The 24,932-nt window shown below is 35.4% G+C and carries 19 protein-coding genes, 1 riboswitch and 2 other annotated features; of the genes, 5 read left to right on the forward strand and 14 right to left on the reverse strand.

Going from position 1 to position 24,932, the window contains the following annotated elements:
- Positions 1 to 4 precede the first annotated feature (4 nt).
- Positions 5 to 234, reverse strand: a binding site (T-box leader).
- Positions 235 to 267: 33 nt separating this feature from the next.
- Positions 268 to 505 (reverse strand) — a binding site (T-box leader).
- A 317-nt stretch (positions 506 to 822) separates the two neighbouring features.
- From AC4BBX_RS06965 to AC4BBX_RS06995, 7 genes are all read right to left on the reverse strand, one after another.
- Positions 823 to 1,494, reverse strand: coding sequence for a hypothetical protein (locus tag AC4BBX_RS06965; RefSeq protein ID WP_490455715.1), 672 nt, complete (start codon positions 1,492 to 1,494; stop codon positions 823 to 825).
- Positions 1,472 to 2,341 carry an ABC transporter ATP-binding protein gene (locus tag AC4BBX_RS06970; protein ID WP_490455716.1) on the reverse strand — a complete coding sequence of 290 codons (870 nt, stop codon included), beginning with the start codon at positions 2,339 to 2,341 and terminating at the stop codon, positions 1,472 to 1,474. The genes AC4BBX_RS06965 and AC4BBX_RS06970 overlap by 23 nt, the downstream gene beginning before the upstream one ends.
- A gap of 21 nt (positions 2,342 to 2,362) precedes the next feature.
- Positions 2,363 to 3,820 (reverse strand): hypothetical protein, encoded by a 1,458-nt coding sequence (locus tag AC4BBX_RS06975; RefSeq protein WP_490455717.1) that lies wholly within the window; start codon positions 3,818 to 3,820, stop codon positions 2,363 to 2,365.
- A gap of 97 nt (positions 3,821 to 3,917) precedes the next feature.
- A complete protein-coding gene (locus AC4BBX_RS06980; RefSeq protein ID WP_490455718.1) occupies positions 3,918 to 4,328 on the reverse strand; it encodes a hypothetical protein in 411 nt (136 codons plus the stop codon).
- A gap of 270 nt (positions 4,329 to 4,598) precedes the next feature.
- Complete coding sequence (locus tag AC4BBX_RS06985; RefSeq protein WP_490455719.1) at positions 4,599 to 5,135, reverse strand: transcription repressor NadR; 537 nt, start codon at positions 5,133 to 5,135, stop codon at positions 4,599 to 4,601.
- A gap of 2 nt (positions 5,136 to 5,137) precedes the next feature.
- A complete protein-coding gene (locus tag AC4BBX_RS06990) occupies positions 5,138 to 5,977 on the reverse strand; it encodes a chorismate mutase (RefSeq protein WP_490455720.1) in 840 nt (279 codons plus the stop codon).
- A gap of 47 nt (positions 5,978 to 6,024) precedes the next feature.
- Positions 6,025 to 6,732 (reverse strand): NAD-dependent protein deacylase, encoded by a 708-nt coding sequence (locus tag AC4BBX_RS06995; protein ID WP_490455721.1) that lies wholly within the window; start codon positions 6,730 to 6,732, stop codon positions 6,025 to 6,027.
- Positions 6,733 to 7,104: 372 nt separating this feature from the next.
- On the opposite strand from AC4BBX_RS06995, the gene AC4BBX_RS07000 reads away from it, so the two are divergent.
- The 5 genes from AC4BBX_RS07000 to AC4BBX_RS07020 all read left to right on the forward strand — a co-directional run bounded on the left by AC4BBX_RS07000 (position 7,105) and on the right by AC4BBX_RS07020 (position 14,281).
- Entirely contained in the window at positions 7,105 to 7,401 is a 297-nt protein-coding gene (locus AC4BBX_RS07000; protein ID WP_490455722.1) for a hypothetical protein, read from the forward strand.
- A gap of 77 nt (positions 7,402 to 7,478) precedes the next feature.
- Positions 7,479 to 7,650, forward strand: a riboswitch (Lysine riboswitch).
- 97 nt (positions 7,651 to 7,747) lie between these two features.
- Positions 7,748 to 9,331 carry an ABC transporter permease subunit gene (locus AC4BBX_RS07005; RefSeq protein ID WP_490455723.1) on the forward strand — a complete coding sequence of 528 codons (1,584 nt, stop codon included), beginning with the start codon at positions 7,748 to 7,750 and terminating at the stop codon, positions 9,329 to 9,331.
- A gap of 6 nt (positions 9,332 to 9,337) precedes the next feature.
- Entirely contained in the window at positions 9,338 to 10,075 is a 738-nt protein-coding gene (locus tag AC4BBX_RS07010; RefSeq protein ID WP_490455724.1) for an amino acid ABC transporter ATP-binding protein, read from the forward strand.
- A gap of 127 nt (positions 10,076 to 10,202) precedes the next feature.
- A complete protein-coding gene (gene brnQ, locus AC4BBX_RS07015) occupies positions 10,203 to 11,543 on the forward strand; it encodes a branched-chain amino acid transport system II carrier protein (protein WP_490455725.1) in 1,341 nt (446 codons plus the stop codon).
- 575 nt (positions 11,544 to 12,118) lie between these two features.
- Entirely contained in the window at positions 12,119 to 14,281 is a 2,163-nt protein-coding gene (locus tag AC4BBX_RS07020) for a heavy metal translocating P-type ATPase (protein ID WP_490455726.1), read from the forward strand.
- A 57-nt stretch (positions 14,282 to 14,338) separates the two neighbouring features.
- Here the strand turns inward: AC4BBX_RS07020 and AC4BBX_RS07025 are convergent, their stop codons facing one another.
- The 7 genes from AC4BBX_RS07025 to AC4BBX_RS07055 form a co-directional block, all read right to left on the reverse strand.
- Positions 14,339 to 15,718 carry a helix-turn-helix domain-containing protein gene (locus AC4BBX_RS07025; RefSeq protein WP_490455727.1) on the reverse strand — a complete coding sequence of 460 codons (1,380 nt, stop codon included), beginning with the start codon at positions 15,716 to 15,718 and terminating at the stop codon, positions 14,339 to 14,341.
- A gap of 17 nt (positions 15,719 to 15,735) precedes the next feature.
- Positions 15,736 to 16,866 (reverse strand): class C sortase, encoded by a 1,131-nt coding sequence (locus AC4BBX_RS07030; RefSeq protein ID WP_490453180.1) that lies wholly within the window; start codon positions 16,864 to 16,866, stop codon positions 15,736 to 15,738.
- Entirely contained in the window at positions 16,863 to 18,077 is a 1,215-nt protein-coding gene (locus AC4BBX_RS07035) for a class C sortase (RefSeq protein ID WP_490453181.1), read from the reverse strand. Before AC4BBX_RS07035 ends, AC4BBX_RS07030 begins: the two co-directional genes overlap by 4 nt.
- A gap of 87 nt (positions 18,078 to 18,164) precedes the next feature.
- Positions 18,165 to 19,850 (reverse strand): SpaH/EbpB family LPXTG-anchored major pilin, encoded by a 1,686-nt coding sequence (locus AC4BBX_RS07040; RefSeq protein WP_490453182.1) that lies wholly within the window; start codon positions 19,848 to 19,850, stop codon positions 18,165 to 18,167.
- Positions 19,851 to 19,895: 45 nt separating this feature from the next.
- Positions 19,896 to 20,654: a pilin N-terminal domain-containing protein gene (locus AC4BBX_RS07045; RefSeq protein WP_490453183.1), complete on the reverse strand. Its 759-nt coding sequence runs from the start codon at positions 20,652 to 20,654 to the stop codon at positions 19,896 to 19,898.
- Complete coding sequence (locus tag AC4BBX_RS07050; RefSeq protein ID WP_490453184.1) at positions 20,655 to 24,389, reverse strand: SpaA isopeptide-forming pilin-related protein; 3,735 nt, start codon at positions 24,387 to 24,389, stop codon at positions 20,655 to 20,657.
- A gap of 179 nt (positions 24,390 to 24,568) precedes the next feature.
- Positions 24,569 to 24,844, reverse strand: a complete 276-nt coding sequence (locus tag AC4BBX_RS07055; protein ID WP_490453185.1) for an XRE family transcriptional regulator — start codon at positions 24,842 to 24,844, stop codon at positions 24,569 to 24,571.
- Between the last annotated feature and the right edge of the window lie 88 nt (positions 24,845 to 24,932).

The raw sequence follows: 24,932 nt of genomic DNA on the forward strand, positions 1-24,932 counted from the left end.
TTTTCTTGAGGACGCCTTTTTGCGTGGTACCACCTCAGTTTGAGCTGACAGACAGCTCCTCTACGAGTACAAAATACTCTGGCAATATAACGGTTGCTCCCGTCATTTCCTAACATTTGCTCAGAAATGAATACTCAATAGCCATTTTCAAAAAGTGTTTACTTGCTTCTTTTCAGCTACCGAAGCTCTCTGTTAAAGTATCTGCTTTTTTACTTCCCATTTCAACGTATTATTGTATAAAAAAAGTCCTTTTACTAGTCTAACTAGTAAAAGGACGATTGTATCGTGTTACCACCTTTGTTCGGAAGTTTCCTTCCCTCAGCCCAACATTTCTCTTATCAGAAAGATTGGTGTTCCTTTTAACGGTAGAACGCTCCGAGAATGCCTACATATCGACATCCTTTCCTCCAAGGCCATTTTTCAACTTATCTGAACTTAACTCTTCTCACCAACCAGAGTCTCTCTTAAAAGCATCCAAGTTTACTTTCCTTATCTTCGGAAGTTTTATATGTGTTATTGTGATTAATTTACAGTAACTAACAACAAAAGTCAACAGCATTGTTCTAAATTTTTTGATTATTTTCCCATTACAGTTATCTGTCTCATCTCTTCGCTATACGATACAACGAAATCTGCTTTTGTCTATACTGAAACCAACTTGAGCTTATCCTCTTCAAGTCTGCCCGCCTTTTATTGAAGGGAGACGATCTTTGATTTAACACTTTTTACGCAAATGTTTCACTTTTTTTTTAAACATTTTCAAAAATGATTGATACTTAGATATAATCAAGAATCGTTGGTTTTAGCTAAGTGGTGAGTAGTTCACCTCTCTCTAAAACGCTCTGTATAAAGCCAAAGTTTTGCTCGAGAACCTACATAAAAAAGAATCATGCTGACCAATAATATAAAAGAAGTATTTCCACTCCAGTTTGTTTTATAAGAATGAATACCTAGAGAAAATGGCCCAAATACTCTAGCGTTCATAAAATAATCAAGTAAAAGATAGGAGGCAATTATAATAATACACTGCACAGAATTTTTTAATATCATATTCAAGCATAAAATTAAACTATTCAAAAAAATAATGTTAGGAACAAAAGACAATGCTAAGGAAATAACTTTCGACATACTTCCCGTATCTATATAAAAAAGATAGGCTCCTACAAATATAAATAAAGAGGACCAAATTGTATAAAAACAGGATAAATAAATTATTGTTGGAAAGGATTTTCGATTGCTTAAAAAAAACAGCGTATTTATAATCCCACTTTGATTGTACGGCATAAGCGCAATCACAAAACTTAATGAGAACAGGAATGGGGCAATATAATCATAAAAATACGAGTTTCCAATGTCGTTGCCATCAAAACTTAAATATCCAATAGGAGCCTTATTAATCACTCCATAAGAAATGACAATTAATCCAGCAAGTAACAGAGTATACTTATTCCATTTCTGAATTCCAATTAGTTCAACTTTTCTGATAGTAAACATAGGCGTTCTCCAAAGTAACATCATGATTCTGATGGCTCTTATCTAAAACCTTTCCTGCTTTAGGAATATACTTTATACTAACTTCTTCATTATTTATACGTTTTTTTTCGACTATCTGTTCAGGATTAATTCTATCTATTTCATTAATTGGCAAAGTGATCGAATAAATATGAGCTTTTGATTGATTGATGAACAAATTTATATCTCCTTGGAAAGATATGCGATTGTTTTTTAATAACAACAGATTAGCATTAAATATTTCAACATCTTCAATAATATGCGTTGAAATCAATGTAGTTGTGGATTCGGATAACTTCATCAAAAGGCCTCTAAAATACTCTCGTTGTTCCGGATCTAATCCCACAGTAGGTTCATCCAAAATAACAAATTTCGGATCGCCAATATATGCCTGAGCAATCCCTAAACGTTGTCTGAAACCTCCTGAATATTTTCCTATTTTTTTATTTATAACAGATTCTAGACTCAATACTTGAATAATTGTATCCAAATATTCTTTTTCCTGTTCCTTTGGATAATTTTTCATTCGATAAACATATTTCAAAAAATCTTTTCCTGTTAAAGTATGAAACATATCAAAATTTTGAGATAAGAATCCTACTTGTCCAATTGGGTAATTCTCAAAGTTAATTTGTTTATTATTAAACAGAATCTTTCCATCAAAGTTTTTGTCTAAACCAGCCAGTATATTAATTAGTGTAGTTTTTCCTGCGCCATTAGGTCCTAATAATGCATTGATTCCTTTATGACAAGTGAAAGAAACACTATCTAAAACTTTTTTCCTGCCATATGATTTACTTAACTGATCAACTTGGACTAAAAAATCCATCTAGATACCTCCTTTTAAATTTTAGAAAATAATTAATGTCTCATTTTCTATATAGTAATAGGTATTTTCCAAATAAATTGCCGCAATTATTACTTTTTCAAATGAATGCTCTTCATCCTTCAATTCATCCACAATATTGAAAATATTTTCTTTCATAAATGAGGTAGCAAGGGTCGGGACAACAAACTCTATTCCTTCCCTTTCAAACGTGCTATAAGCTCCTGCAAAGATACTAATTCCATCTTTAAAATTGCTACTAGTATCTATTGTAGTATATACAGGAAAACTACTATCAAATTCCATTTCGACCGTAGGATTGGTATTCGTTTCAATAATAGGATACCAAGCAATATTATAGGCTGGAAAATTGATATTATCCCCAGATGAGTATACAATCGGAAATCCCAAAGAATCAATTTTATAAGGAGATCCTTGATAGCTAATAGTCAGAATGAAACTATTTTCTGGAATAATTGATAGATCAATTATATAACTATCCTTAATATTATTGAATGGTATGGTCTTCTCATTCACTTTTATAGTTGAAATTGTAAAGGATTCATCTAAAAAAAACTCTAACTCTTTTGAATGAGATTTGTTCATCTCAATAGATACACTATTTTCAAACCTATTCCCTATTTTCCCTGTCATTTTATACGTTTCAATTTCGATGTCTTGTGAGACGATTGGACTTGTTCTCTCTTGTACTGAGCTAAATTTTCCTAAAGACAAGTGATAAATAATCCCTCCCGAAAGTAAAAGAACGTTTATAATTAATAAGCTATATTTAAGAAATGATTTTTTTCTTTGAACAATGACTATAGCTAGTTGATAAATTAAAAACAAGAATAATAAGATTAACACATGCTTAAAGAAATAGGTCTCATTCCATATTAGTCCAGAAATAAAGTTATTAGAAATTATTGTCGTTGGGTCAAATATATTTAGAATGTAGTGAATTGGAGATACAGGAAACTCAAATGCAAAAGAAATGAACAGTCCGTATGTTAAATAAGATAGAACATATACCATTAAATTAGGAAGAACAGAGGCGTAGAGTAATCCAATTAAAATGGATAACATATTAGTTTCAGTGAATATTAATACAAAATTTAAAATCCCTCTAAGATTGTAAATAAACGGGACTGATTTATCCACCCAAACAACTAAGATACAGAAAAAAATAATTCCTATCATTATATTGAGTGTTGCGAAAGACACTAGTACATTTTTCAATTTTAATACACGATTTCTCTCTAAAAATTGGATTTCTTCGTAAGAATGTCTATACGCATGTATCGGGTAACTAATAAATAAAACATTCATTGCTATAAACCCGTACAAACCGGACTGACTTATTTGAAATGCTGAATGAATAGGCATTGTTAATAAGCGACCAAAGATAAATAGAGTAAATGAGAATCCCATCCAAAAAAACAAACTTTTTACCAGTAGTTTCATATAAAATGATTGTTTCAATTAACAGACATCCTTTCAATTAGTAATAATTCGAGCTCGGAATACATCCGAGCTTGCATATTAATTATTTGTTGTTTACAGAATATTCGACACATTTCTAATCAGTAAATTTAACTGTTGCAGAAGAAGTATTTGTCCCTTTCCATCTAATATAGTAACTCTGGTTTGCTCCACTAGATGTTGTTCCCACTGAAGTAAAAGATTTAGATTTCTCTCCTTGACCATTAGTAACACCCGACAAAGTAGCCACAGATACATCGGGAGCCCAAGCATTAATTTTAAAAGCATAGGCAGAACCATTTGAATAACTGGCTTTAGCTTTTAAATATCTAGTACCGCTACCAAGCTTTACGTAACTAGTTGTCTGATCAACACCACCAACAGTTCGCTCTAAATAAGTTGTAGCACTAACCGATAGTGTTGGTAAAAAAACAAATCCCAAAGATAAAATAGCAAAACATCGTTTAAAGTTGATTTTTTTCCTCCTAAATATAAGCATTTCTAACATATCTCTGCAATACAACAAATAATTGAAGAAATAGTAACACAGAAAATGAAAAAGAAACCATTTTTATCCTAAACGTTGAATATTTTGTCCTGAACGCTAGAAAATTTCAGAATAAAACAATAATTTCCCTTATGTTCTAATCATCCACCTGAATAATTCACGAAAAACAGGTTTCTCTCGAGAAACCTGTTTTTCGTGAATTATTCGTACGCCAATCGACTGTTTTCAGCTCAGATAAATTAATGAAGAATAAATTTAAGCTGAATCGCTTCAGATGCTAGCATCGGCTTTTTCATTCCCTTGGTACAAAATACCTTCTTTAGTTAAAGACTCCTTGATATTTTCCAATACACTATCTTCTGTATAGCTGATTGTGTGTAAATGAATGCCATTTGTCAGCTGGGATAATAAGGAGGCCTGACTTCCTTCATAAGTAAGCATAAAGGCCTCCACATCTTCTTGTGTACTTATATGCAGTCCACCTACCAGTTCACCATAAATATCATGTTCCACAATCACATCGATAATCTCGCCACCTAAAGAGACAATCGTTTCTAATTCTTGTCTCGTTTGATCTGCTCGATGTTGCACCGCAATTTTACTGATTTTTTTTCCTGAAGTATCTTCTTTCTTATACCCTCTAGCAGTTGCGATGATTTCTTCTCCGCTCGCTCTTAGTAGCGCAATGTCGCCTACAATCACTTGACGACTCACCCCAAATTGTTTTGCAAAGCGACTAGCGCTAATGGGCTTTGTTGTTTCAGCTAATTGACTTAAAATTTCCTGTCGACGTGCAGCTCCCTCCATAACTACTCCTCCATTTGTTGATTTTGATAATTTCTAGAATGTTTCATCACATCTTTAAATGTTTCAACAATCGTTTCTGTATAAGCTTGATTACTAACTGTCTGGCGAATATTGTCCAGCACTCGTTCTTCACGGCTTGTATCTAAGACTTCTGTTTGTGAGGCTTTTTTGATATTGGCAATTTCTGCTACCGCATCCATTCGTTCTTCTAATAAAATCGCTAATTTTCGATCCAAGTCGTCAATTTGTTTGCGTTGAACCGTCAATGGATCTTCCGTCATTTTCAAATCGATTTCTTTAATCACTCTAGCTGGATTTCCGGCAATCACTACATTATCTGGAAATGATTTCGTCACAACACTACCTGCTCCGACAACAACATTATTTCCTAAAGTTACACCAGGAATAATCACTGAACCGCCGCCTAGCCAGACGTTGTCCCCAATTGATACGGGTGCTCCATTTTCTAACCCACTATTTCTTTTCACTGGATGCAAGGGATGGGATGCTGTATAAATTTGAACACTTGGTGCCAGCATACAATTATCTCCAAAGGTAATTGGGCAAACATCTAATAATACACAATCATAATTCGCATAGAAATTTTTCCCTACTGAAATATTATACCCATAATCAAAACGAAGATTTGGTTCTACATAAGGTCTATTCCCAGAATAACCAAATGTTTCTTCTAAAATTTGACTACGTATTTCCGTATCAGCCATTTCATTAATTAAACGCATTTGCTCTCTCGCATATTTACGATCGGCAATCAATTCTGGATCTGCAGAAAAATATAATTCTCCAGCAATCATTTTTTCTTTTTCGCTACGAATACTCATATAACATTCTCCTCTTAGTGCTTGTTTTAAGTTTAATTTTCAAAATGCTAGTAATTAAGACTAGCAAATACTGTTTGGGCATCTTCTTTTAGAAAAGAAAAAGGATACGGCAAATAAATATTTTCTTGGTTAATCACTAAAATTTCTGCGGAAGAATTTTTGTAGTGAATCAAATCGCAAAATGGATGCACTTGAAAACTCGTTCCCACGATAATAATTAACTCCGCTCGTTGAACAGCCTCAATCGCTTGCTCCACACAAATTTGAGAGATTCCTTCGCCGTATAAAACAATCCCTGGTCGTATTTGTCCCAAACATTTCTGATGTTGGTCACTTTGCATGTAGTCTTGCCATGAAATTTTTTCGCCACAGTTTCTACAATAACAATCATATAATGAACCATGAAAATGTACACAGTTTTTGCTTCCAGCTTGTTCATGTAAACCATCAATATTTTGCGTGACCACATGAATATTCTTTTCCTTCGCTAACTTCGCAATTCCCTTGTGAATAATATTTGCTTGAGCCTCAGGATGATATAACTGTTGGACAAACGTATAAAATTTCTGTGGTTCATTTTCCAAACAGTCACTACTCAATAAATATTCCGGTGTTTCCATTCCTTGATAGACACCTTGCAAAGATCGATAATCAGGAATACCCGATGGTGTAGAGATACCTGCACCAGTTAGAAAGGTAATCCTAGAGGTTTGCTTGATTTTGTCTACTGCCGCTTTTCGTGAACAAGTTTGCATTACCTCACCTCATTAATACTTCTAATACCTCCTATTATACGTGGTAAAGCATCGTTTGTGGGAACAAAATCTATTTCTCCCTTTCTTTGTTTCATAACAGTAAAAAAATTTAAAGCATCTCTCTATGTCATCGCTAAATTAGGCAGTATACATGTCAAAAAGTTTAAATTATCTAGAAAAACCAGTCTCCTACAGCGAGGGATTTTCTGGACAGATGAGTTGAATATGTTTAATTTTCTTATTTGGTTATGAGTAATAAGAATGAATATACATTTTTTCACAAATTAAGGAGTTTTTTGCGATTTTTTCATGACACCTCTTCAGAAACGTGGTAAAATAGTTTTTGATTGAACAAAGTGAGGTGAAAATTACATGTTAGCATCTATTATTTATTGGGCTATTATTTTGGTTTGTATCGCATGGACTGCGCTAAGCGTATGGTTCACTATCTTCTACTTATCTCGTAAAGAAAACGGCAATCTTTGGGCATTTTCACTATTTAACGTGATTGCAGCAATCGTTCTTGCTATTTCTTTATTTGTTTTCCGTACTTGGAAATTTGGTGTGACACAATACTCAAGCTTAATTTACGTGATATTAGCTGTTATGTTAGTTTTATCTGTAGCTCAAGCAATTCTTGGTCGTGAACCAAAAACAAAAGCTGCTTAATCATCAAATTATCGGTTGACAAATATGCACGATTCTTCTAAAATCGTAAAGAATAAAAATTTAAATACGAAATACCTTCACCAGGTAGAGGTCGCGAGGTTCATTAACACTGTGGAGTGAAGTAACACGCCGAAACAGAACTAGGGAACATCGCCGAAACCATCCTTTTTTACTTAAAAGAAATGGTTGGGTCACAAGTGAAAAATTTGTGAACTGTCTTAGCAATTGCTAAGGTGCGCTATGTTTTGTGAGAAGTTTGTTGACGATGTCTACAGCCGTTTTCCAATCATGGAGTACGGCTGTTTTTTTGTTTGTATTCGTATGAAATAGAAAGAGGGAAATAAAAATGAGAAAAAAATCGATTGTATTTTTGTTGGTAGCTCTATTTGCTTCATTGTTTACAGCAGCAACGCCAACTTTTGCAGACGAGGAGGACAATGGTGTCTTTCGCGTAGGAATGGAGACGGCTTATGCGCCATTTAACTGGACGCAAACAACGGATGCCAATGGCGCTGTTCCAATAACAGGTAACAATGCTTATGCTGGTGGTTACGATGTGGAGATTGCTAAACGAATCGCAGAAGGATTAGGCAAAGAATTAGAAATCATCCCAATTCAATGGGAAGGACTGGTTCCTGCTCTTCAATCTAATACGATTGATGCCATTATCGCAGGGATGTCTCCAACTGAAGAACGTAGAAAAGAAATTGATTTCACTGATTCTTACTATGAATCACATTTGGTCGTAGTTGTTCAAAAAGAGAGCGACTATGCAGATGCAAAAAGCTTAGAAGATTTAGAAGGAGCAAGAATTACTGCTCAATTAAATACTTTCCATTACACAGTTATTGATCAAATCCCTGGTGTCGATCGCCAGCAAGCACAACAAAATTTTTCTGCTATGCGTGTAGCTTTAGGCTCTGGTGTAATTGATGGTTACGTAAGTGAACGCCCTGAAGGGGTGACTGCTACGAATGTAAATAAAAATCTAGCAATGGTTGAATTTGATGAAGCGGACGGTTTCCAAACTGAACCTGAAGATGTTCAAGTTGCTGTTGGGTTACGTAAAAACGATGCGATGCTGGAACAAATCAATGCTATTTTAGCTGAGATTCCACAAGAAGAACGCAATGACATTATGGATGCTGCGGTTGCTAATCAACCCTCTTCCTCAGATGAAGAAGAAACAACTTTCTTCCAACGTTTGCAACAAATCGTTAAACAATATGGTAATTTATTCTTACGCGGTGCTGGAATTACCGTCTTTATTGCCATTTTCTCAACAATTGCTGGTACCTTAATCGGTTTGTTAGTCGGTGTATTTCGTAGTTTACCAAACTCAGAAAATCCACTAGCTCGTTTCTTGCAAAAATTAGTGAATATCTTATTAACTGTCTATATTGAAGTTTTCCGTGGTACACCGATGATGGTACAAGCAATGGTTATCTTCTATGGATTAGCTCAAGCTTTCCAATTTGATTTAAACCGAACTGTAGCAGCCTTATTAATTGTTTCGGTTAATACCGGTGCCTATATGGCTGAAATTGTACGAGGTGGTATTTTCGCTGTTGATAAAGGGCAATTCGAAGCAGCTCAAGCAATGGGGATGACTCACGCTCAAACAATGACTAAAGTTGTCTTACCTCAAGTCATTCGTAATATTTTACCAGCCATCGGAAATGAAACTGTGATTAACATTAAAGATACTGCTGTATTGAGCGTTATCAGTGTAGGAGACTTATTCTTCCAAGGAACAGCTGCCTCAGGTACAACGCTATTGTTCTTTGAAACATTTACGATTATCGGTATCATCTATCTAGTCTTGACAATCACTGCCACTCGTCTATTACGCTTAATGGAAAAAAGAATCGATGGGCCATCCGCTTATGTACAAGCTGATGAATCATTAGAAAAACAAGCCAAGGGGTGAACGTAAATGTCAGCAATTATTGAAATCAATCATTTGAAAAAAAGCTTCGGTAATAATGAAGTCTTAAAAGATATCAACGCAACTGTCAATAAAGGAGAAGTTCTGACAATCATTGGTTCTTCTGGTTCAGGAAAATCAACTTTATTACGCTGCATTAATTTATTAGAAAAACCAACAAGTGGTGAAATTCGTTACGAGGGAACCAATGTCTTAGAAAAAGGCTATAGTTTAACCAAATATCGCACACACTTGGGAATGGTGTTTCAATCCTTTAATTTATTTAACAACATGAACGTCTTAGAAAATTGCCTTTCTGGACAATTGACCGTTCTTAAACGTAACCGCCAAGAAGCCAAAGAAATTGCTTTGGAAAACTTAAAAAAAGTTGGAATGGAACGTTATGTCAATGCCAAACCTTCTCAACTTTCTGGTGGACAAAAGCAACGGGTAGCTATCGCTCGTGCCTTGTCAATGAATCCTGATGTTATGCTTTTTGATGAACCAACTTCTGCACTAGATCCAGAAATGGTCGGCGAAGTTTTAGCCGTAATGAAATCTTTAGCTGAAAACGGCATGACTATGGTTGTTGTAACACATGAAATGGGCTTTGCTAAAGAAGTCTCTGATCGTGTCATCTTTATGGATCAAGGTGTCATCGCTGAAGAAGGAACACCAGAAGATATCTTTGTTCATCCAAAAGAAGTCCGCACCAAAGCATTTCTTCATCGAGTATTAAACGACTAAATTTTTAATAACGCAAAAGGGAGAAGAAGGACTTCGGTTCTTCTTTTTTTATACAAATAATTCCATTGCTATCCTCGCGATAATTTGTTATTTTTATTACAGTCATTTATTAGAAAGTGAGTTTATTATGGAAAAAAAATTACAATTTAAAGATTATCTAACCATTGGCTCGATGTTATTTGGTTTATTTTTTGGTGCAGGAAATTTAATTTTCCCTGTACATATGGGACAAGAAGCTGGCTCAGCAGTGTTGCTTGCCAATCTAGGCTTTTTAGTTACCGGTATCGGTCTACCCTTTTTAGGTGTTATCGCTATTGGAAGTTCTCAAAGCAATGGATTGTTTGATTTAGCTTCTAAAGTCAACAAACGATATGCTTTTATTTTTACTATTTTATTGTATTTAGTGATTGGTCCTTTTTTTGCGCTACCACGTTTGGCCACTACTTCTTTTGAGATTGGTCTGTCGCCTTTTATTCCAAAAGAATTTACAACATTGGGTCTAGCCATTTTTAGTGTTGCTTTTTTTGTTGTTGCTTGGTTATTTTCCAGAAAACCATCTAAGCTATTAGATTATGTAGGAAAATTTTTAAATCCTTTATTTTTAGTCCTGCTTGGTATTTTATTAGTTTTGGCATTTACTCGCCCCATGGGGTCTGTCGCTACTGCTCCTGTACAAACAGCTTATGAAAACACACCGTTTATCACTGGTTTTATCGAAGGGTATAATACTCTAGATGCCTTGGCTTCATTAGCCTTTGGAATTATTATTGTTACAACCATTCGACAACGTGGAGTAACAAAACCTAGCACTGTCGCCTTAGATACGATTAAATCTGGTGCCGTGAGTATTTTGTTGATGGGCTTAATCTACAGTCTGTTAGCTTATATGGGAACGATGAGTCTGGGAACTTTTCCTTTGAGTGACAATGGCGGCATCGCCTTGGCACAAATTGCAAATCATTACTTAGGAACTTTTGGCAGTCTCATCCTTGCTTTAATTGTGATTGTCGCTTGTTTAAAAACTGGTATCGGCTTGATTTCTGCCTTTTCTGAAACCTTTATCGAACTTTTCCCTAAACAAAATTATCTCTTTTTTGCAACGGGTGTAAGCATTATGGCTTGTCTATTTGCCAATATTGGACTAACCAAAATCATTGAATTTTCGATTCCCGTTTTGATGTTTTTGTACCCATTAGCAATGACTTTAATTTTATTAGCTATTCTTGGACCCTTGTTTTCACATAGTTCTCGTGTCTATCAAATGACCACCTACTTCACTCTGATTGCTTCAGTCGTGGATGGATTAAATGCCAGTCCAGCTTTTATTTCAACTTCCACAGTAGCAAAAACAATTATTTCATTTGGAGAAAACTATTTACCACTCTTTTCAATTGGTATGGGTTGGGTACTCCCTGCTAGTATTGGTTTTGTGATTGGATTATTGTGGCATTTTATAAAACGTCGTTAAAAAACCTCCAGAAGCTTTCTGACAGACAATGTTGGAATTCTTCGGGTGGTTTTTCTTTTTTGTGAAGTTGAATAAGTTCTGCGTTTGATTTTCCTTTTTTTCAAACAGTGGATCTTTCCCGCGTTTGATTTTTCACTTTTTTCGAACAGTGGATCTTTCCACCGTTTGATTTTTCACTTTTTTCGAACGGTGGACCTTTCCCGCGTTTGATTTTTCCCTTTTTTCGAACAGTGGATCATTCCACCGTTTGATTTTTCCCTTTTTTCGAACAGTGGATCATTCCACCGTTTGATTTCCCCTCTTTTTCGAACGGTGGACCTTTCCCGCGTTTGATTTTTCCCTTTTTTCGAACAGTGGATCATTCCACCGTTTGATTTCCCCTCTTTTTCGAACGGTGGATTACAATTCTATTTTTTTCTTAAGAAAAGGTTGTGACATTCACTTTTTGCTATCAATTAAAAAAATCATCGAATAATTTAATTACCACAATTGCTTTTGTTTGACACAAATGAAAATCAGTCTTACAATTTAATCACAACGACTACATACGTAAACATAAAAGGAGGAATTTACAAATGAATCATGACAACCACAAAAATGATACCAATCAATCACACATGAATCACCAGCATTCAGATGAACACACGCATCACCATGAGGATCATATGAATCATAACCATCATGAAATGCATGATATGGATCATTCCATGCATACAGGCAATAAACAGAGTCATGAAGGACACATGAATCATGATCACCACGAAATGGGTGGGATGGATCACTCTATGCATATGGGTAACTTTAAACAAAAATTTTGGCTTTCGTTAATTTTGGCAATTCCGATTATCGTTCTTTCGCCAATGATGGGGATGGAACTGCCTTTTCAATTTACTTTCCCTGGTTCTGACTGGGTCGTTTTAGTTTTAGCAACTATTTTATTTTTCTATGGTGGACAACCATTCTTAAGTGGCGCAAAAATGGAATTACAACAAAAAAATCCTGCTATGATGACTTTGATTTCTATGGGGATTAGTGTTTCCTATATTTATAGTATTTATTCATTTATTGCTAATAATTTTTTACATCAACACGTAATGGATTTCTTTTGGGAATTAGCAACGTTGATTGTTATTATGTTGCTAGGACATTGGATTGAGATGAATGCTGTATCAAATGCGAGTGATGCTTTAAAAAAATTGGCAGAACTACTCCCTGATGAAGTCACTCGATTATTAGCAAATGGAAAAGAAGAAAAAGTCTCTCTACAAGAAGTCCAAAGCGGAGATCATTTGGTAGTCAGAGCTGGCGATAAAATGCCAACTGATGGCAAAATTATTCAAGGAGAATCGATTGTCGATGAAGCTGCTGTTACAGGAGAATCTCGTGGAGTTGCCAAAAGTAAAGGTGATTCGGTAATTGGCGGATCGGTCAATGGGGATGGAACCATTCAAATCGAAGTTACAGCAACTGGCGAAAGTGGCTACTTAGCCAAAGTAATGGACATGGTGCGAAAAGCACAGGCTGAAAAATCAAACTTAGAAGCCCTTTCTGATAAAGTCGCTAAATGGTTGTTTTATATCGCTTTAGTTACAGGATTAACTGCCTTTGTCTTATGGCTATTTTTTGATGATCTACCAGTCGCCCTTGAACGAATGGTTACCGTATTTATTATCGCTTGTCCTCATGCACTTGGCTTAGCCATTCCTTTAGTTGTTGCTCGCTCCACGTCAATCGCAGCTAGTAACGGTTTACTATTAAAAAATCGCAATGCCCTAGAAAATTCGCATGACATTGATATGGTGTTATTAGACAAAACTGGAACTTTGACTCAAGGAACTTTTTCAGTCACTGGTGTGGAAAGCATTAGCTCAGCTTATACCAAAGAAGAATCCTTAAAATACATCGGTGCATTGGAAGCTTCCGCAAACCATCCAATTGCAACCGGAATTATGAAATATTTAGCATCGGAAAATGTGGAGCATTACACCGCTCAAGATCAAAAAAATATTTCCGGTGTGGGACTTTCTGGTACTGTCGAAGGAAAAACAGTAAAAATTGTGAATCAAAAAGAATTGCAACGTCAAGAAATTAGTGTAGATACGACCCTTACTCAACAGTATCAAGAACAAGGAAATACGATTAGTTACTTAATGATTGAGAATGAATTAGTCGCTTTAATTGCTTTAGGTGACAAAATTAAACCTGAAGCTAAAAACTTTATCACCCAATTAAAAGAACGTGGCATCGAACCAGTCATGTTGACAGGAGATAACGAAGATGCTGCCAAAAACGTTGCCAATTATTTAGGTATTACTAATTATCGTGCTGGTTTACTTCCTGACGGTAAAGAAAAAATTGTCGGTGATTGGACTAAAGAAGGTAAGCGAATTATGATGGTTGGTGATGGAATTAATGACGCGCCTAGTTTGGCTAGAGCAACGATTGGTGTAGCCATTGGTGCCGGAACAGATGTGGCGATTGATTCTGCTGATGTGGTTTTAACGAACAGTAATCCAGAAGATATCCTACACTTCCTAGATTTGGCCAAAGAAACACGGAAAAAAATGATTCAAAATATTTGGTGGGGAGCCGGCTATAATATCGTTGCTATTCCATTAGCTGCTGGTGTGTTAGCACCAATCGGTATTCTATTAAGCCCTGCAGTCGGTGCCATCTTAATGTCATTGAGTACCGTGATTGTTGCCTTAAATGCGATGACTTTGAAAATCAAAAAATAAATCGTACTACAAAAAAACTAATGGCATTCATGACTACAAATGAATGCCATTAGTTTTTTAATTTTTTTTGAACCCACGAACAAAATCTTTCACAGTTTGAATATCTTTTTTAGTAAGAAGTGGAGAAACTGTAATAGTTGAATCGTTAGACGTTTCTGTCGAGAGAATTAAATCCGCCTTTTCTGCTTCATTCGTAAAAAATACATTTGCTTCCTTTTTCAATCTGTACTGAAGAATTTTCCCTATTTGACAAACATTCATCGTCGGCAAATTACTCTTCCAATAGATAGTAATAGTAGGTAATAACTCTTGTAAGGGTGTGTATTGGAAACTCCACGTCATTAGAATTTCTCTTATTTCTTCAGTTTCAAACTTTGGTAAAGAAAAGCTAAATTGTTGCCACATTTTTTCAAATACACACACAAAGTATGGTTGCGTTTCTTCGATTAAGAAACTATTTTGGGTACCAAATACCTGATGGATATCACTTAGAGTCGGAAGAATTCTCGCTAATAAGTCACATTTGTACATTCTTCTATAGAGTGTTTCTTTTTCTTTAGGTAATAAGGAACAAACATTTTTTTCAAACAAACTGATCCATTGTTTAACCATATTAGAAAAATGATTTTCATGGATGACTTCAAATGACGTTTTTGGAACAAAATCTGCAAAATCTAGCCCGTACATGATGAGTAAAACATACTTCCAAGAATTGATAGAAAAATAATTTTCTGGTAAATCAACAGAAAAATTTTCTTCAAAAAGATTTTCTTCTAAATAATCTCCATGATTGTCTGAATACTGATTAATAAATAACCACAAAGCAAATAATTCTGTCTGTTCCTCATCAATATAGAATGCTTCATAAACTAGTTTTGCTAACTTTAGATAGTGCTCTGGCTCCACCCAATCGACACTCATAATCCCTCGATGAATATAAAATAAAAACATAAAATAGAGCATTCTGATTTGACTTTCTTTTCCTGAAATACTTATCTGTAAGCCAGCTTTAATTGAAATTTGATAGGGTTCAACAGCATCATTCATTCGTCTAACAATTCTTCGAAGAGTAGAAAAACTGACTTCATGCTCTCTACAAAAATATTCTGTAGTAAAAGAACGGTTTAATATCAATAATCGAAAAATTTCATACACTAAGTCTTCTCTGTATATTTTTTCAAGTAAGTCATTCAGATTAGTTTCATTTCTATTTAAACGAATACCATTACGTGTATCTATTTGTAAATTCAGTTTATTTGTTGAATAATCTTTTGTAATTATTTTCCTGACATCTCTTAAATATTTTAAAATTGTTTGCTCTGTGACCGTATTATTAAGATGATGTTTTAATTCTTTACTGGTTACATATCGTTCTTGGCTATCTAAAAATAAAATTAACTTTCTTTTGATTTGTACTTCTTTAGAAAATCCAAACATCTCCACTCACCCCATGTTTATTTAATAACAAGAACTAACTCTTTACCCTTTTGTTCCAGTTGAACGACTCTGTGATTAACTTTTTTGACTATGACCAATTTTTTACTAGACAATTTCACTCTTATCAACCATTCTTCTTCAAGTTTGATTGTGTAACTATCCATTGGAATATTATTAAAAATCAACTGACTTTCACTGTTGATTGACTCCTGATAAAGTTTTTTATTTCTTAATTTTGGTTTTTTTCCAGCATAATTATACAATCCAAATAATTGAGTTGCTGTTCCATTTTTAATAGTAAAAATAAGATCCCTTGTTTTTTTACGACGACGATAATTTCGAACTAACATGGCAAAAATAATCAATGTCAGTAGAACAAGAAGGACTACAGAAAGAATAATCAGACATTGTTTTAATTTTCGTGCTTGATTGCCTTTGTCTTTTTCAATTTTAATTTCTGGTGAATAGGCTATTCGCTCCCCCGTCACTAATAGGCGATGGGAATTAATCATATATGGGGTACACGTCACTAAGGTTACCAAGTCTTTTTCAGCTACAATTTTTAGTGAAGAAGTTTCATGAGGTTCAACAACTTCAATCTCCCTGACTTCATAAGCTAATATTTCATCCAAAACTTCCAATAAAAAAATATCCCCAAAGGTTAATTTAGGTAGATTAGTGAATAATTCTCTTTGAGGTAAACCACGATGAGCAGAAATCACAGAATGGGTACTCCCCCCACCTACTGGATAGGACGTGCCTTGTAAGACAGTTGCACCTATTTCCAGTAATTCATTATTGGTGGTATCAAAAAGCGGAATTTCCAAAGCAAGCTTGGGAATATTTACTTTGCCGATCATATGTTGCTGATAATATTCTTCCGAGACCATTTGAGCCTCTTCTTCATTAAAAGGATCTGCTCCGGGATTAATGCCAGAATTTTTAAATTGCTCATTCTCTTCCAGCATACGTTGGCGTTCAGCTTTATATTCTTCTTGATTCTTTTTCAAACTACTCTCCATCCGTTTTTGATCCAAAAAATTGTTTAATTCATTGACATAAAAAGGATAGGTCATCGTTAATACTCCTGCAACAAAAAGCAAAAGAACCATCAACTGAGAAATTAATTGCTTGGTTTGTTTTTTCATTGTTTTCCTCGTTCAATTTGATAAATAATGTGTCCATTGCATTTTTTCTTAGTTAGCGATTTTCTTCGACTACGAATTCTAAATTGTTGATGCTTTAATAGATAAATGTAGCCTTTGATTTTAGGCAATGATTTTTGATTTTCTGCATGTGCCCAATAGATGCCGCCTCTAATTTGACTAAAACGCACCACACCTTGTTCATCACTTACTGTTGTGATGACTTTACCATCTTCAATCAGCGGTTCTTTCCGACGATTGACTAAAGTAAAGACAACGCCATTTTCTGGCTGACCATTTTTCATCAAGATAAAACAGAAATCATAATTGTATTTTCCACTTTGATAGAAGACAAATTTGCGCCACATCCAATAAAAGATTAGACCAAAGAAAATAGGAATACCTAACATAAATAAACGGAAACGATTTTTATGATAGACTTGCGTCTGCTCTTTTTCTTTCTCCATGACTTCTTCTACATACGGAATTCGTACCGCTGTAACTAACAAACGATGAGTATTAATCATATAAGGTGTACAAGTTAGTAAGGTCACTAAATCACGTCCATCTTGGATAACTAAATCATCTATCTCGTGAGGTAAGACTGTTTTAAAACTCTCTATTTGATAGGCTAATTTTTCTCCGGCAATATCAATATAAAATTGATCACCTTTAACCAATTTTTCTAATTCTGTAAATAATAATTTGTTGGGTAGACCACTATGTCCAGTAATCACCGAATGAGTATTTTCTCCGCCAATCGGAAAAGAAGTGCCTTGTAAAACCGTTGCACCTTTTTCTAAAAGGGTATAATTGGTTTCATTAAATAAAGGCAAACTCACATGGATGGCGGGAATATAGATTGCTCCTACCGTATGTTCCTCAAAATATTCTCGACCAGGATTGGTATCTTGTCCTACGGCTGCTTCAAAAGGATCTTCTACCAAGCCCATTCCAGGAACATTGGTGGTTTGTTTATTTTTTAATAATTCTTCATTTTGGCGAGCCATTTCTGCCAGTCGCTCTTCCCTTTCTTGCAAAAAATTCTTTTCATTTTCTTGTTGAATACGTTCAATCATTTTTTGATCGTAATAATTATTAATGGCATCCACCACAAAAGGATAGCTAAAAATAACCGCTCCTGTCATGAACAAGATCGCCATCACTAGTTTTAATAGTAGGTTGATTCGTTCATTTTTTTGTCGCTCATTCATCGCTATCCCTAACTTTCTATGTAGAAGGGTAACTCCACTTGGAAGTTACCCTTTATAAACTTATTTGTCTGACATATATCTAGTGTCTTATACTTCAGCCTGAACTTTAGATCTTTTGAACCAGATATAAGAACCAATCATCAGTACCGCACCTACTGCTAGGAAAGCGTAAATTCCGTTACCACCTGTAGATGGAAGTAGGCCTTTAGGTGTATTCGGAACTGATTGTAATTCTTGCTCTTCATAGTTTCCGTGAGTTACTGTAAATGCAACATCTGCAGTATTTAATACATAACCATCTGGTGCAGTTACTTCTTCTAAGTTGTAATCGCCATTTTTAAGACCTTTCAACCAGAATGTACCTTTTGCTTTAGTACCAGAAACAACTTCAGTTGCGTCAGCTTTATCTGTTACCCATGAAACGAATACATATTCATCAGCATCATTTAATTCAAATGTTGCAAATTCACCAGCAGCATTTTTCACAACAAAACCTGCGTCATCCAATGCATCTGCTGTTTGAGAATCTTGTTTCACAAATTTACGTCCACCTGTACCAAATTGAACTGGTGGTGTTGGGTTTTCTGGATCTTCTGGTTTGTTTGGATCATTTGGATCTTCTGGATCATTTGGATCATTTGGATCTTGTGGGTCTTTCGGATCGTTTGGATCATTTGGTTCGTCCGGATCTGTTGGATCTTCTGGATCTCTTGGTGGTTTTGGACGAGTAATCATTTCTTTTTGAGGTACATTATTTACATGTACTTGTGCTTTATTTTCTTGTAAGTCATCAGGATTTACATCAGCAGTTAATTGCATTTTATAGCTAACAACAATTCCTCTACCTGCTAATTGATGAACTTTTGCACTGTTTGTGTTTAATGCCAATGAGAAGCCATTGCCAACTTCAGTTAGTGTATAGTCAACACCTGCTTCTAAATCTGCTGAAGCTAAGAATGTTGCAATTGATAAAGAATCAGAAATGTACGCTAAACCTTCTGAAGGTGTATCTGTCAATACATAAGAATCTTTTTGAGCAATATCAGTTGGGATAAATAAAGTTACATCAAAAGGTAACTCATCGCCAGTTGTTACGTTATAGTATGGTTCACCGTTAATTTCTGCTTGAGTAGCACCAACATTATTATCGAATTCTTTCGTATCAAACATTTTGATGTTTTTTGGATATAATTGAATATTTCTGTTAATTGTACCAGCAGCTTCGCCAGTAGATTCATAAGCAGTATAAATTGGCATTGCTACTACTACTGGAACTGATTTTGTTGTGATAGACACAGTATTTGGTGTTTTTGTTTCCACAAACACATATACTTTATCAGTTGTTCCATCCGTATCTTTTAAATCTAAATCTGCAAAGGTTACTTGTCCGTTTGCTCCTGTAGTTAGTGGAATTCCGACTTGTGTTGCTACTTCTGGTGCGAATGGAGTGTAATCATCTTGGATTGAAGCAATAACTGCTCTTTGTTTGTCTTTTAGAGAATCTCCAGATTGAGTTGCCATCCGTGTTCGATAAATTTCAGTTACATCATAGGCTGTAAATTCTGCACCTGCTAAAGGTGTTCCAGTAAAACCATTGTCAGTAACCCCATCATTTTCTGTCTCGTTTAAGGCTGTTTCATCATAAACAAGTTTGTGCAGAGTAACATCTGCAGTTCCAGTTTCATCAGCGTTGACTGTTGCAACACCAAAGACACTAACTAGCAATGGCAATACAAGTAAAGCCGCCATTACATTTCTCAAAATCTTTTTCATTCCTTTTCCTCCTAATTGTTTTTTCGATTTAAGTTTAAGAAAATTCTATTTTGGTGTAACTCTTTTTCTCCAGAAAATAATTGCTGTTGCAACCAATACAATTCCAACTAACCCTAACATTGTTTTTGCTTCCCCAGTTTGAGGTAGCGATGGTCTTTTTGGTTTTTCAGGTTTTGGTTGTTGTGGCTTCTCTGGTTTTGGATCTTTAGGCTTCTCCGGTTTTTCCGGCTCCTCAGGTTTTTCTGGAATCGGTTGGTAGCCTATATTTTTCGGATATAAATGAACTTCGTCTAGTAGCTGCTCACTGAAGCTGCCATCTGCGTTCATTTTATAAACAGGTAAGGTTAGAATTAACGGTGTTGCACGTTTAATGATGACGAAATCAGTTGGTAGCTGACTTTCGACAAACACATAGACTGCATCTTTTTCTCCATTTTTGGTAGGCAACGTAAAGTGTGCCTCACCTTGCGTATTAGTTGTGGCAGTCGCAAGTGCTTTAGCCTCTGTTAATTGCGCATATTTTGTTTGAAGATTTTCTAATGCTTCTCCCTGTGAAATTTTTGTTACTAAATCGTGATACTCATCCGTTACATCAAATACTTGAAACTCAACTTCTGCTAAAGGATTTCCTACAAAGTCTATCTTTTCGCCTGTATTTTGAATTTCTTCAGTGACATCTTCTTCAAGCAATTGTTTATGAATCGTTACTTGAATCGTGTCCGCTGATGTATCGGCAAAAACGGTTGTTACTCCGCTAAAGATGGTTGCGAGCATTAAAAGCACGCTTATGCGTAATCGTTTCATCTACTGCGCCCCCTTTCGATTGCGGTAGACATAGTAACCACCGATTAAACCGGTCATTCCTAAGATTGCGATAGAACCAATCAAGAAGATTTGACGACCTGTGCCACCTGTTGATGGTAGAAGTCCTTTTGGTGTGTTAGCAATGGTCAATTCAATTGTATTGTTTCCTTCATCATTTAAAGAAACATCAATTGTATCTTGATTCATTTGATCACCGTCATACGTAACCGTAACCTCGCCTTCATCAGACACTACAACTTGGAAAATACCACTTAGAACCACATAGCCATTTGGCGCAGCAATTTCTTGCAATGTGTACTCTCCTGGTTGTAATAAGAAGACCTCTTCTGGATCTGATTCAGAAACAATAAATTTGCCTAAACCATTCTCATCAGTTGTCAATGTAGCAAGAATGTCATCAGAGCCTAATTCACTCAGTTCAAATGTCGCATTTTGTAATAACTGATTTGATTGTGAATCTTTCTTAAGAATCGAAAACTCAAATTTGCGTAATTCATTAAACTTAGCAAAAACAAAAGTCGTCGTATCATTTGAATCGGAAATATACCAGCCATCAGATGTTGGACGAGTATCGGAACTTATTACATTTCCTTCTTCATCCTTTAATTCGCCTTCTAAGGTGACTTCAAATTTGTATAGTGTATCATCTTCCTGATAACCAGTCGGTACCGTTGTTTCTTGAAGGCTGTAATAACCAGGTTCTAATTCTTTTGTCAAAGTTGAATCATTGGCAATCAATTCATGTTCATCACCAACAACTACGCCGTCATCTTCCCAGTTTTCTGTATGTTTCTTAAGAGTTAGTCTCGCTCCATCAAGTTGCTCATCTGTTTCTTGAGCATATTTTTCCGTTGCAATTACTAACTTATCGAACTCGTTTTCAATGATATAGTTAATCGTATTATCTTCAATCACAATATCGGTATCTTCATCATTAATGGTGACAACACCCGTTTCACTGACTTTAATAAGCCACGGAGCTGTAGAAGCCTTATGACCAGCTGGCGGTTCTATTTCAGTTAAAGTATATTCACTATCTAATTGAAGCTTATCGCTTGTATCAGGTAATTCGTAAATCCCTTCGCCTTTGTCTTCCAGAATTATTCCCTCGTCCGGTAAGTCGACACCCGTCAATCTGAATGTAGCACCAGTTAGAGTTTCCTGGTCTTGATCTGATACTTTGATGATCTTCAAGCCAAGCGGGACAAAGATTTTAGTATTGGTCCAAATCGTACCATCATCATTTGGAGAAGATTCATATCCATCAGGTACATTTAATTCAGTAAAGGTATAATCAAAATTTGTTCCCTCGTTATTGAATTGAGGCAACCACATCTCAACTGCTCCACCTTCAGTTTTAGCCACTTGTTCAAACTCTTCTTGTTTCCAGTCGTTTTCGTCATCTAGTCGAACGTATCCTGTCCAATCACCGCTAACATTCGTCTCTCTTTCAACAGAGAAATCCAAGTACTCTGGCCGTGATGACTCATCGTTATCATACTCTTCCCAAAGTTTTTCTAGATTTAGTTTTATTCCAGGTGCTTTTGCAGACGGAACAGCAAAGTCTACTTGGTTACTTGGATTGTTACCATCAGGAGTCAGTTTCGTTGGACCGTTGATTTGATACCATCTTTCTGGAACAAAATCTGGATCCTCAGTATCTATTCTTACTTGATAATGAAATTGTAATTCTTGACCTTCACCTATAAACAATTCATCAACATTCATTTGACCATCTGTAATCGTCGGTTCTGGAAGATCAGTTATTTCGGTTTCCCCTACACTACGAACTGTCACATTGTTTGATTCATAAAAGAACTGATCACCTATTGGATCAGAGATTGAGCCATTGTGAATCGTAGCAAATTTTAAATATTTAATCAGTTGATCTGCTTGTCTCACCAAATAATCCGTAACATCTTGCGTTGATTCTGCATCTTCATACAAACCTGATGATGCGATTAAACTGGCTCTATCTCTTACTTGACCAGCATTCAAGTAACCCGTATCTGCTCCTAACTGAATTCCTAGAGTATTAACAGTTATTCCATCATCTTTTGCTATCTTGGCTTGTCCTAAAGTTGCTGCCCAAGTATCCCAAATTCTGACATTATTTGATGTATCATAATAATATCCAGTACTTCCAATTGCAGGATTCCATCCCGAAGAATATCCCGACCATGAACCCCATGCACCATATAATAACCTTGCAGTGCTTCCTGGCTCATCTTGATCTGATGAGTGGAAATCTGTACCATAAACAGTTCCATCTATAGTAGTGGCATTCATTACTCGTTTTGACCAAGTTGGTACACCATCTGTTATCACAATCATGATTTTGTCATTCGAGCTACTAGCTAACATATTATGAGCTACTTCAATCCCGTGTTGAGTAAACGTTCCACCACTAAACGTGGGACTTAATGCAGTATTAATGTTATTTACATGTGTAACGTCTGAAGCAGGCTTAATGGGTTCTTGGACTAAATCAATGTAGCCTGGACTAGAATATCCTACAAAACCAACATTGACATAATCCCCCATACTCTGACCAGCAATCTGTGTATTGTTTATGTTGGCAAAAAAGTCTTTCACACCATCCCGAACAGCTCCTGCACGGTCGTTATATCCGTTATTAGCAGAAGACTCCATACTTCCTGACATGTCGATAACTAGCACAATATCGATTGGTTCAATAGGTGTATATTGATTGCCTCGCACATTCAAATAAACATCATATAACCCTGGAGTAGCTGTTTCTCTGGCATATTTACGTAAGGAAAAAGCATTCTCTCCATCAGTATTGGCATATTCTATATAAGAGTCAGTAATATTATCAGGATTGCCATCCCAACTAATATTGCCATCCCAATTTTCTGTACCAAATTCTTTCCCTTGATGATTAATGACATCGGAATTTCCAGTTGGTGTCCAACTACTTGATGGATAAATTCCATCCTCATCATTTTCATAGTCGGGGACTACATTGGGATAGTCCATAGGTTCATAAAAAGGCACGATTCCACCGGCTAATGCTCGGCGATTGCTTGACTCATAAATATTTTGATTATTGATTTTTTCTTCTACTACTGTAGTTTCATTTACCAAGTCTTTTGACTCCTCAGTCTCACTTGGTTCAGTTGCTTCTTGTTGACTCTCAGTAGTACTTTCTGTCTCTTCATCAACCACAGAATCAACATCTTCTGTTGATTGTTCAATTACTGGAACAGCTAATTGATGTGGTCCTTCTGTATCAGATGAAAAAATATTTTTTTCTATAATAGCGTCAGTTTTTTCATCTTGTATTTCAGTATCTGCTTGTACCCTCAATGAAACCTTAGTAACTTCTTTGGTTGTATTTAAATTAATAGTTCCCGATGATTTTTCATTAAAATCATCCTGTACAAACCATGAATCACTATAATTCCATCCAGTTGATTGATTAAAAGCGATTGATTGACCATCTGCAGTAAATTCAAATTTTAAACGTTGACTCGTTTCAGAATCTGAATTAGCAGTATAATCAAACTTCCATTCAATTCCATCGTTTGTTTCTTTGGCAGTATAACCTATACTTACATTGGAATTATCTATGATAGTTCCAGATGTGGTATTTTGTTCATCCGCAAAAACGTCATACATTTGTTTGAACGGCATCAACACATTAGTAATCAGTATAAATAAAGCAATCCAAGCAAAGTGTTTTTTCTTCATTCTCATCCTCCTAACATTTCTTACAATCCTTAGTAACCATTTATCAGAAGACTGAGCATCCTCTGTAAATACTCCATTTAAAAAATCAAATCTACCTATTAGGTTTAGATTTCTTAACTATTTCGTAATTAAGCTCGTTTTATTTGCTCACATATCAAAAATTTGTTATTTTATATTACTTATGATAGATGTATTTCTATTTTAGAAACTTCTTTTTTAAAAATTTTTTCTAGAGGAATCTCTAAAACAAGAGCGACAACAGGTAATTCTTCTGGTTTAAAATTTACCTCACCTATCTCTCGCCTGTAGTATTTTGTTTTATCTAGAATCCCCATTAAATTAACCATTTTTTGAAGAGAATAACCTTTTCTTATTCTGATTCTTTTTATGTATTCTAAGTCTATTGTAAAGATTTCATCCACCTCCGTTTCGGTTTTGGAAACTCTTTTCACCATTATAAGGTTTCCTTTTCAGAATCGTCAATAGATTTAGTTTCTATTTAAGATATTTCTCGTATCTTTTTTAGATACGATGATAAAATTA

The organism is Enterococcus sp. AMC1157, from assembly GCF_058216555.1.

Bases quoted from the DNA above. Each gene is read 5' to 3' on its own strand.
- AC4BBX_RS06965 (WP_490455715.1), bottom strand. From the start codon at position 1,494: ATGTTTACTATCAGAAAAGTTGAACTAATTGGAATTCAGAAATGGAAT.
- AC4BBX_RS06970 (WP_490455716.1), bottom strand. From the start codon at position 2,341: ATGGATTTTTTAGTCCAAGTTGATCAGTTAAGTAAATCATATGGCAGG.
- AC4BBX_RS06980 (WP_490455718.1), bottom strand. From the start codon at position 4,328: ATGTTAGAAATGCTTATATTTAGGAGGAAAAAAATCAACTTTAAACGA.
- AC4BBX_RS06985 (WP_490455719.1), bottom strand. From the start codon at position 5,135: ATGGAGGGAGCTGCACGTCGACAGGAAATTTTAAGTCAATTAGCTGAA.
- AC4BBX_RS06990 (WP_490455720.1), bottom strand. From the start codon at position 5,977: ATGAGTATTCGTAGCGAAAAAGAAAAAATGATTGCTGGAGAATTATAT.
- AC4BBX_RS06995 (WP_490455721.1), bottom strand. From the start codon at position 6,732: ATGCAAACTTGTTCACGAAAAGCGGCAGTAGACAAAATCAAGCAAACC.
- AC4BBX_RS07000 (WP_490455722.1), top strand. From the start codon at position 7,105: ATGTTAGCATCTATTATTTATTGGGCTATTATTTTGGTTTGTATCGCA.
- AC4BBX_RS07005 (WP_490455723.1), top strand. From the start codon at position 7,748: ATGAGAAAAAAATCGATTGTATTTTTGTTGGTAGCTCTATTTGCTTCA.
- AC4BBX_RS07010 (WP_490455724.1), top strand. From the start codon at position 9,338: ATGTCAGCAATTATTGAAATCAATCATTTGAAAAAAAGCTTCGGTAAT.
- brnQ (WP_490455725.1), top strand. From the start codon at position 10,203: ATGGAAAAAAAATTACAATTTAAAGATTATCTAACCATTGGCTCGATG.
- AC4BBX_RS07020 (WP_490455726.1), top strand. From the start codon at position 12,119: ATGAATCATGACAACCACAAAAATGATACCAATCAATCACACATGAAT.
- AC4BBX_RS07025 (WP_490455727.1), bottom strand. From the start codon at position 15,718: ATGTTTGGATTTTCTAAAGAAGTACAAATCAAAAGAAAGTTAATTTTA.
- AC4BBX_RS07030 (WP_490453180.1), bottom strand. From the start codon at position 16,866: ATGAAAAAACAAACCAAGCAATTAATTTCTCAGTTGATGGTTCTTTTG.
- AC4BBX_RS07035 (WP_490453181.1), bottom strand. From the start codon at position 18,077: ATGAATGAGCGACAAAAAAATGAACGAATCAACCTACTATTAAAACTA.
- AC4BBX_RS07040 (WP_490453182.1), bottom strand. From the start codon at position 19,850: ATGAAAAAGATTTTGAGAAATGTAATGGCGGCTTTACTTGTATTGCCA.
- AC4BBX_RS07045 (WP_490453183.1), bottom strand. From the start codon at position 20,654: ATGAAACGATTACGCATAAGCGTGCTTTTAATGCTCGCAACCATCTTT.
- AC4BBX_RS07050 (WP_490453184.1), bottom strand. From the start codon at position 24,389: ATGAAGAAAAAACACTTTGCTTGGATTGCTTTATTTATACTGATTACT.
- AC4BBX_RS07055 (WP_490453185.1), bottom strand. From the start codon at position 24,844: ATGGTGAAAAGAGTTTCCAAAACCGAAACGGAGGTGGATGAAATCTTT.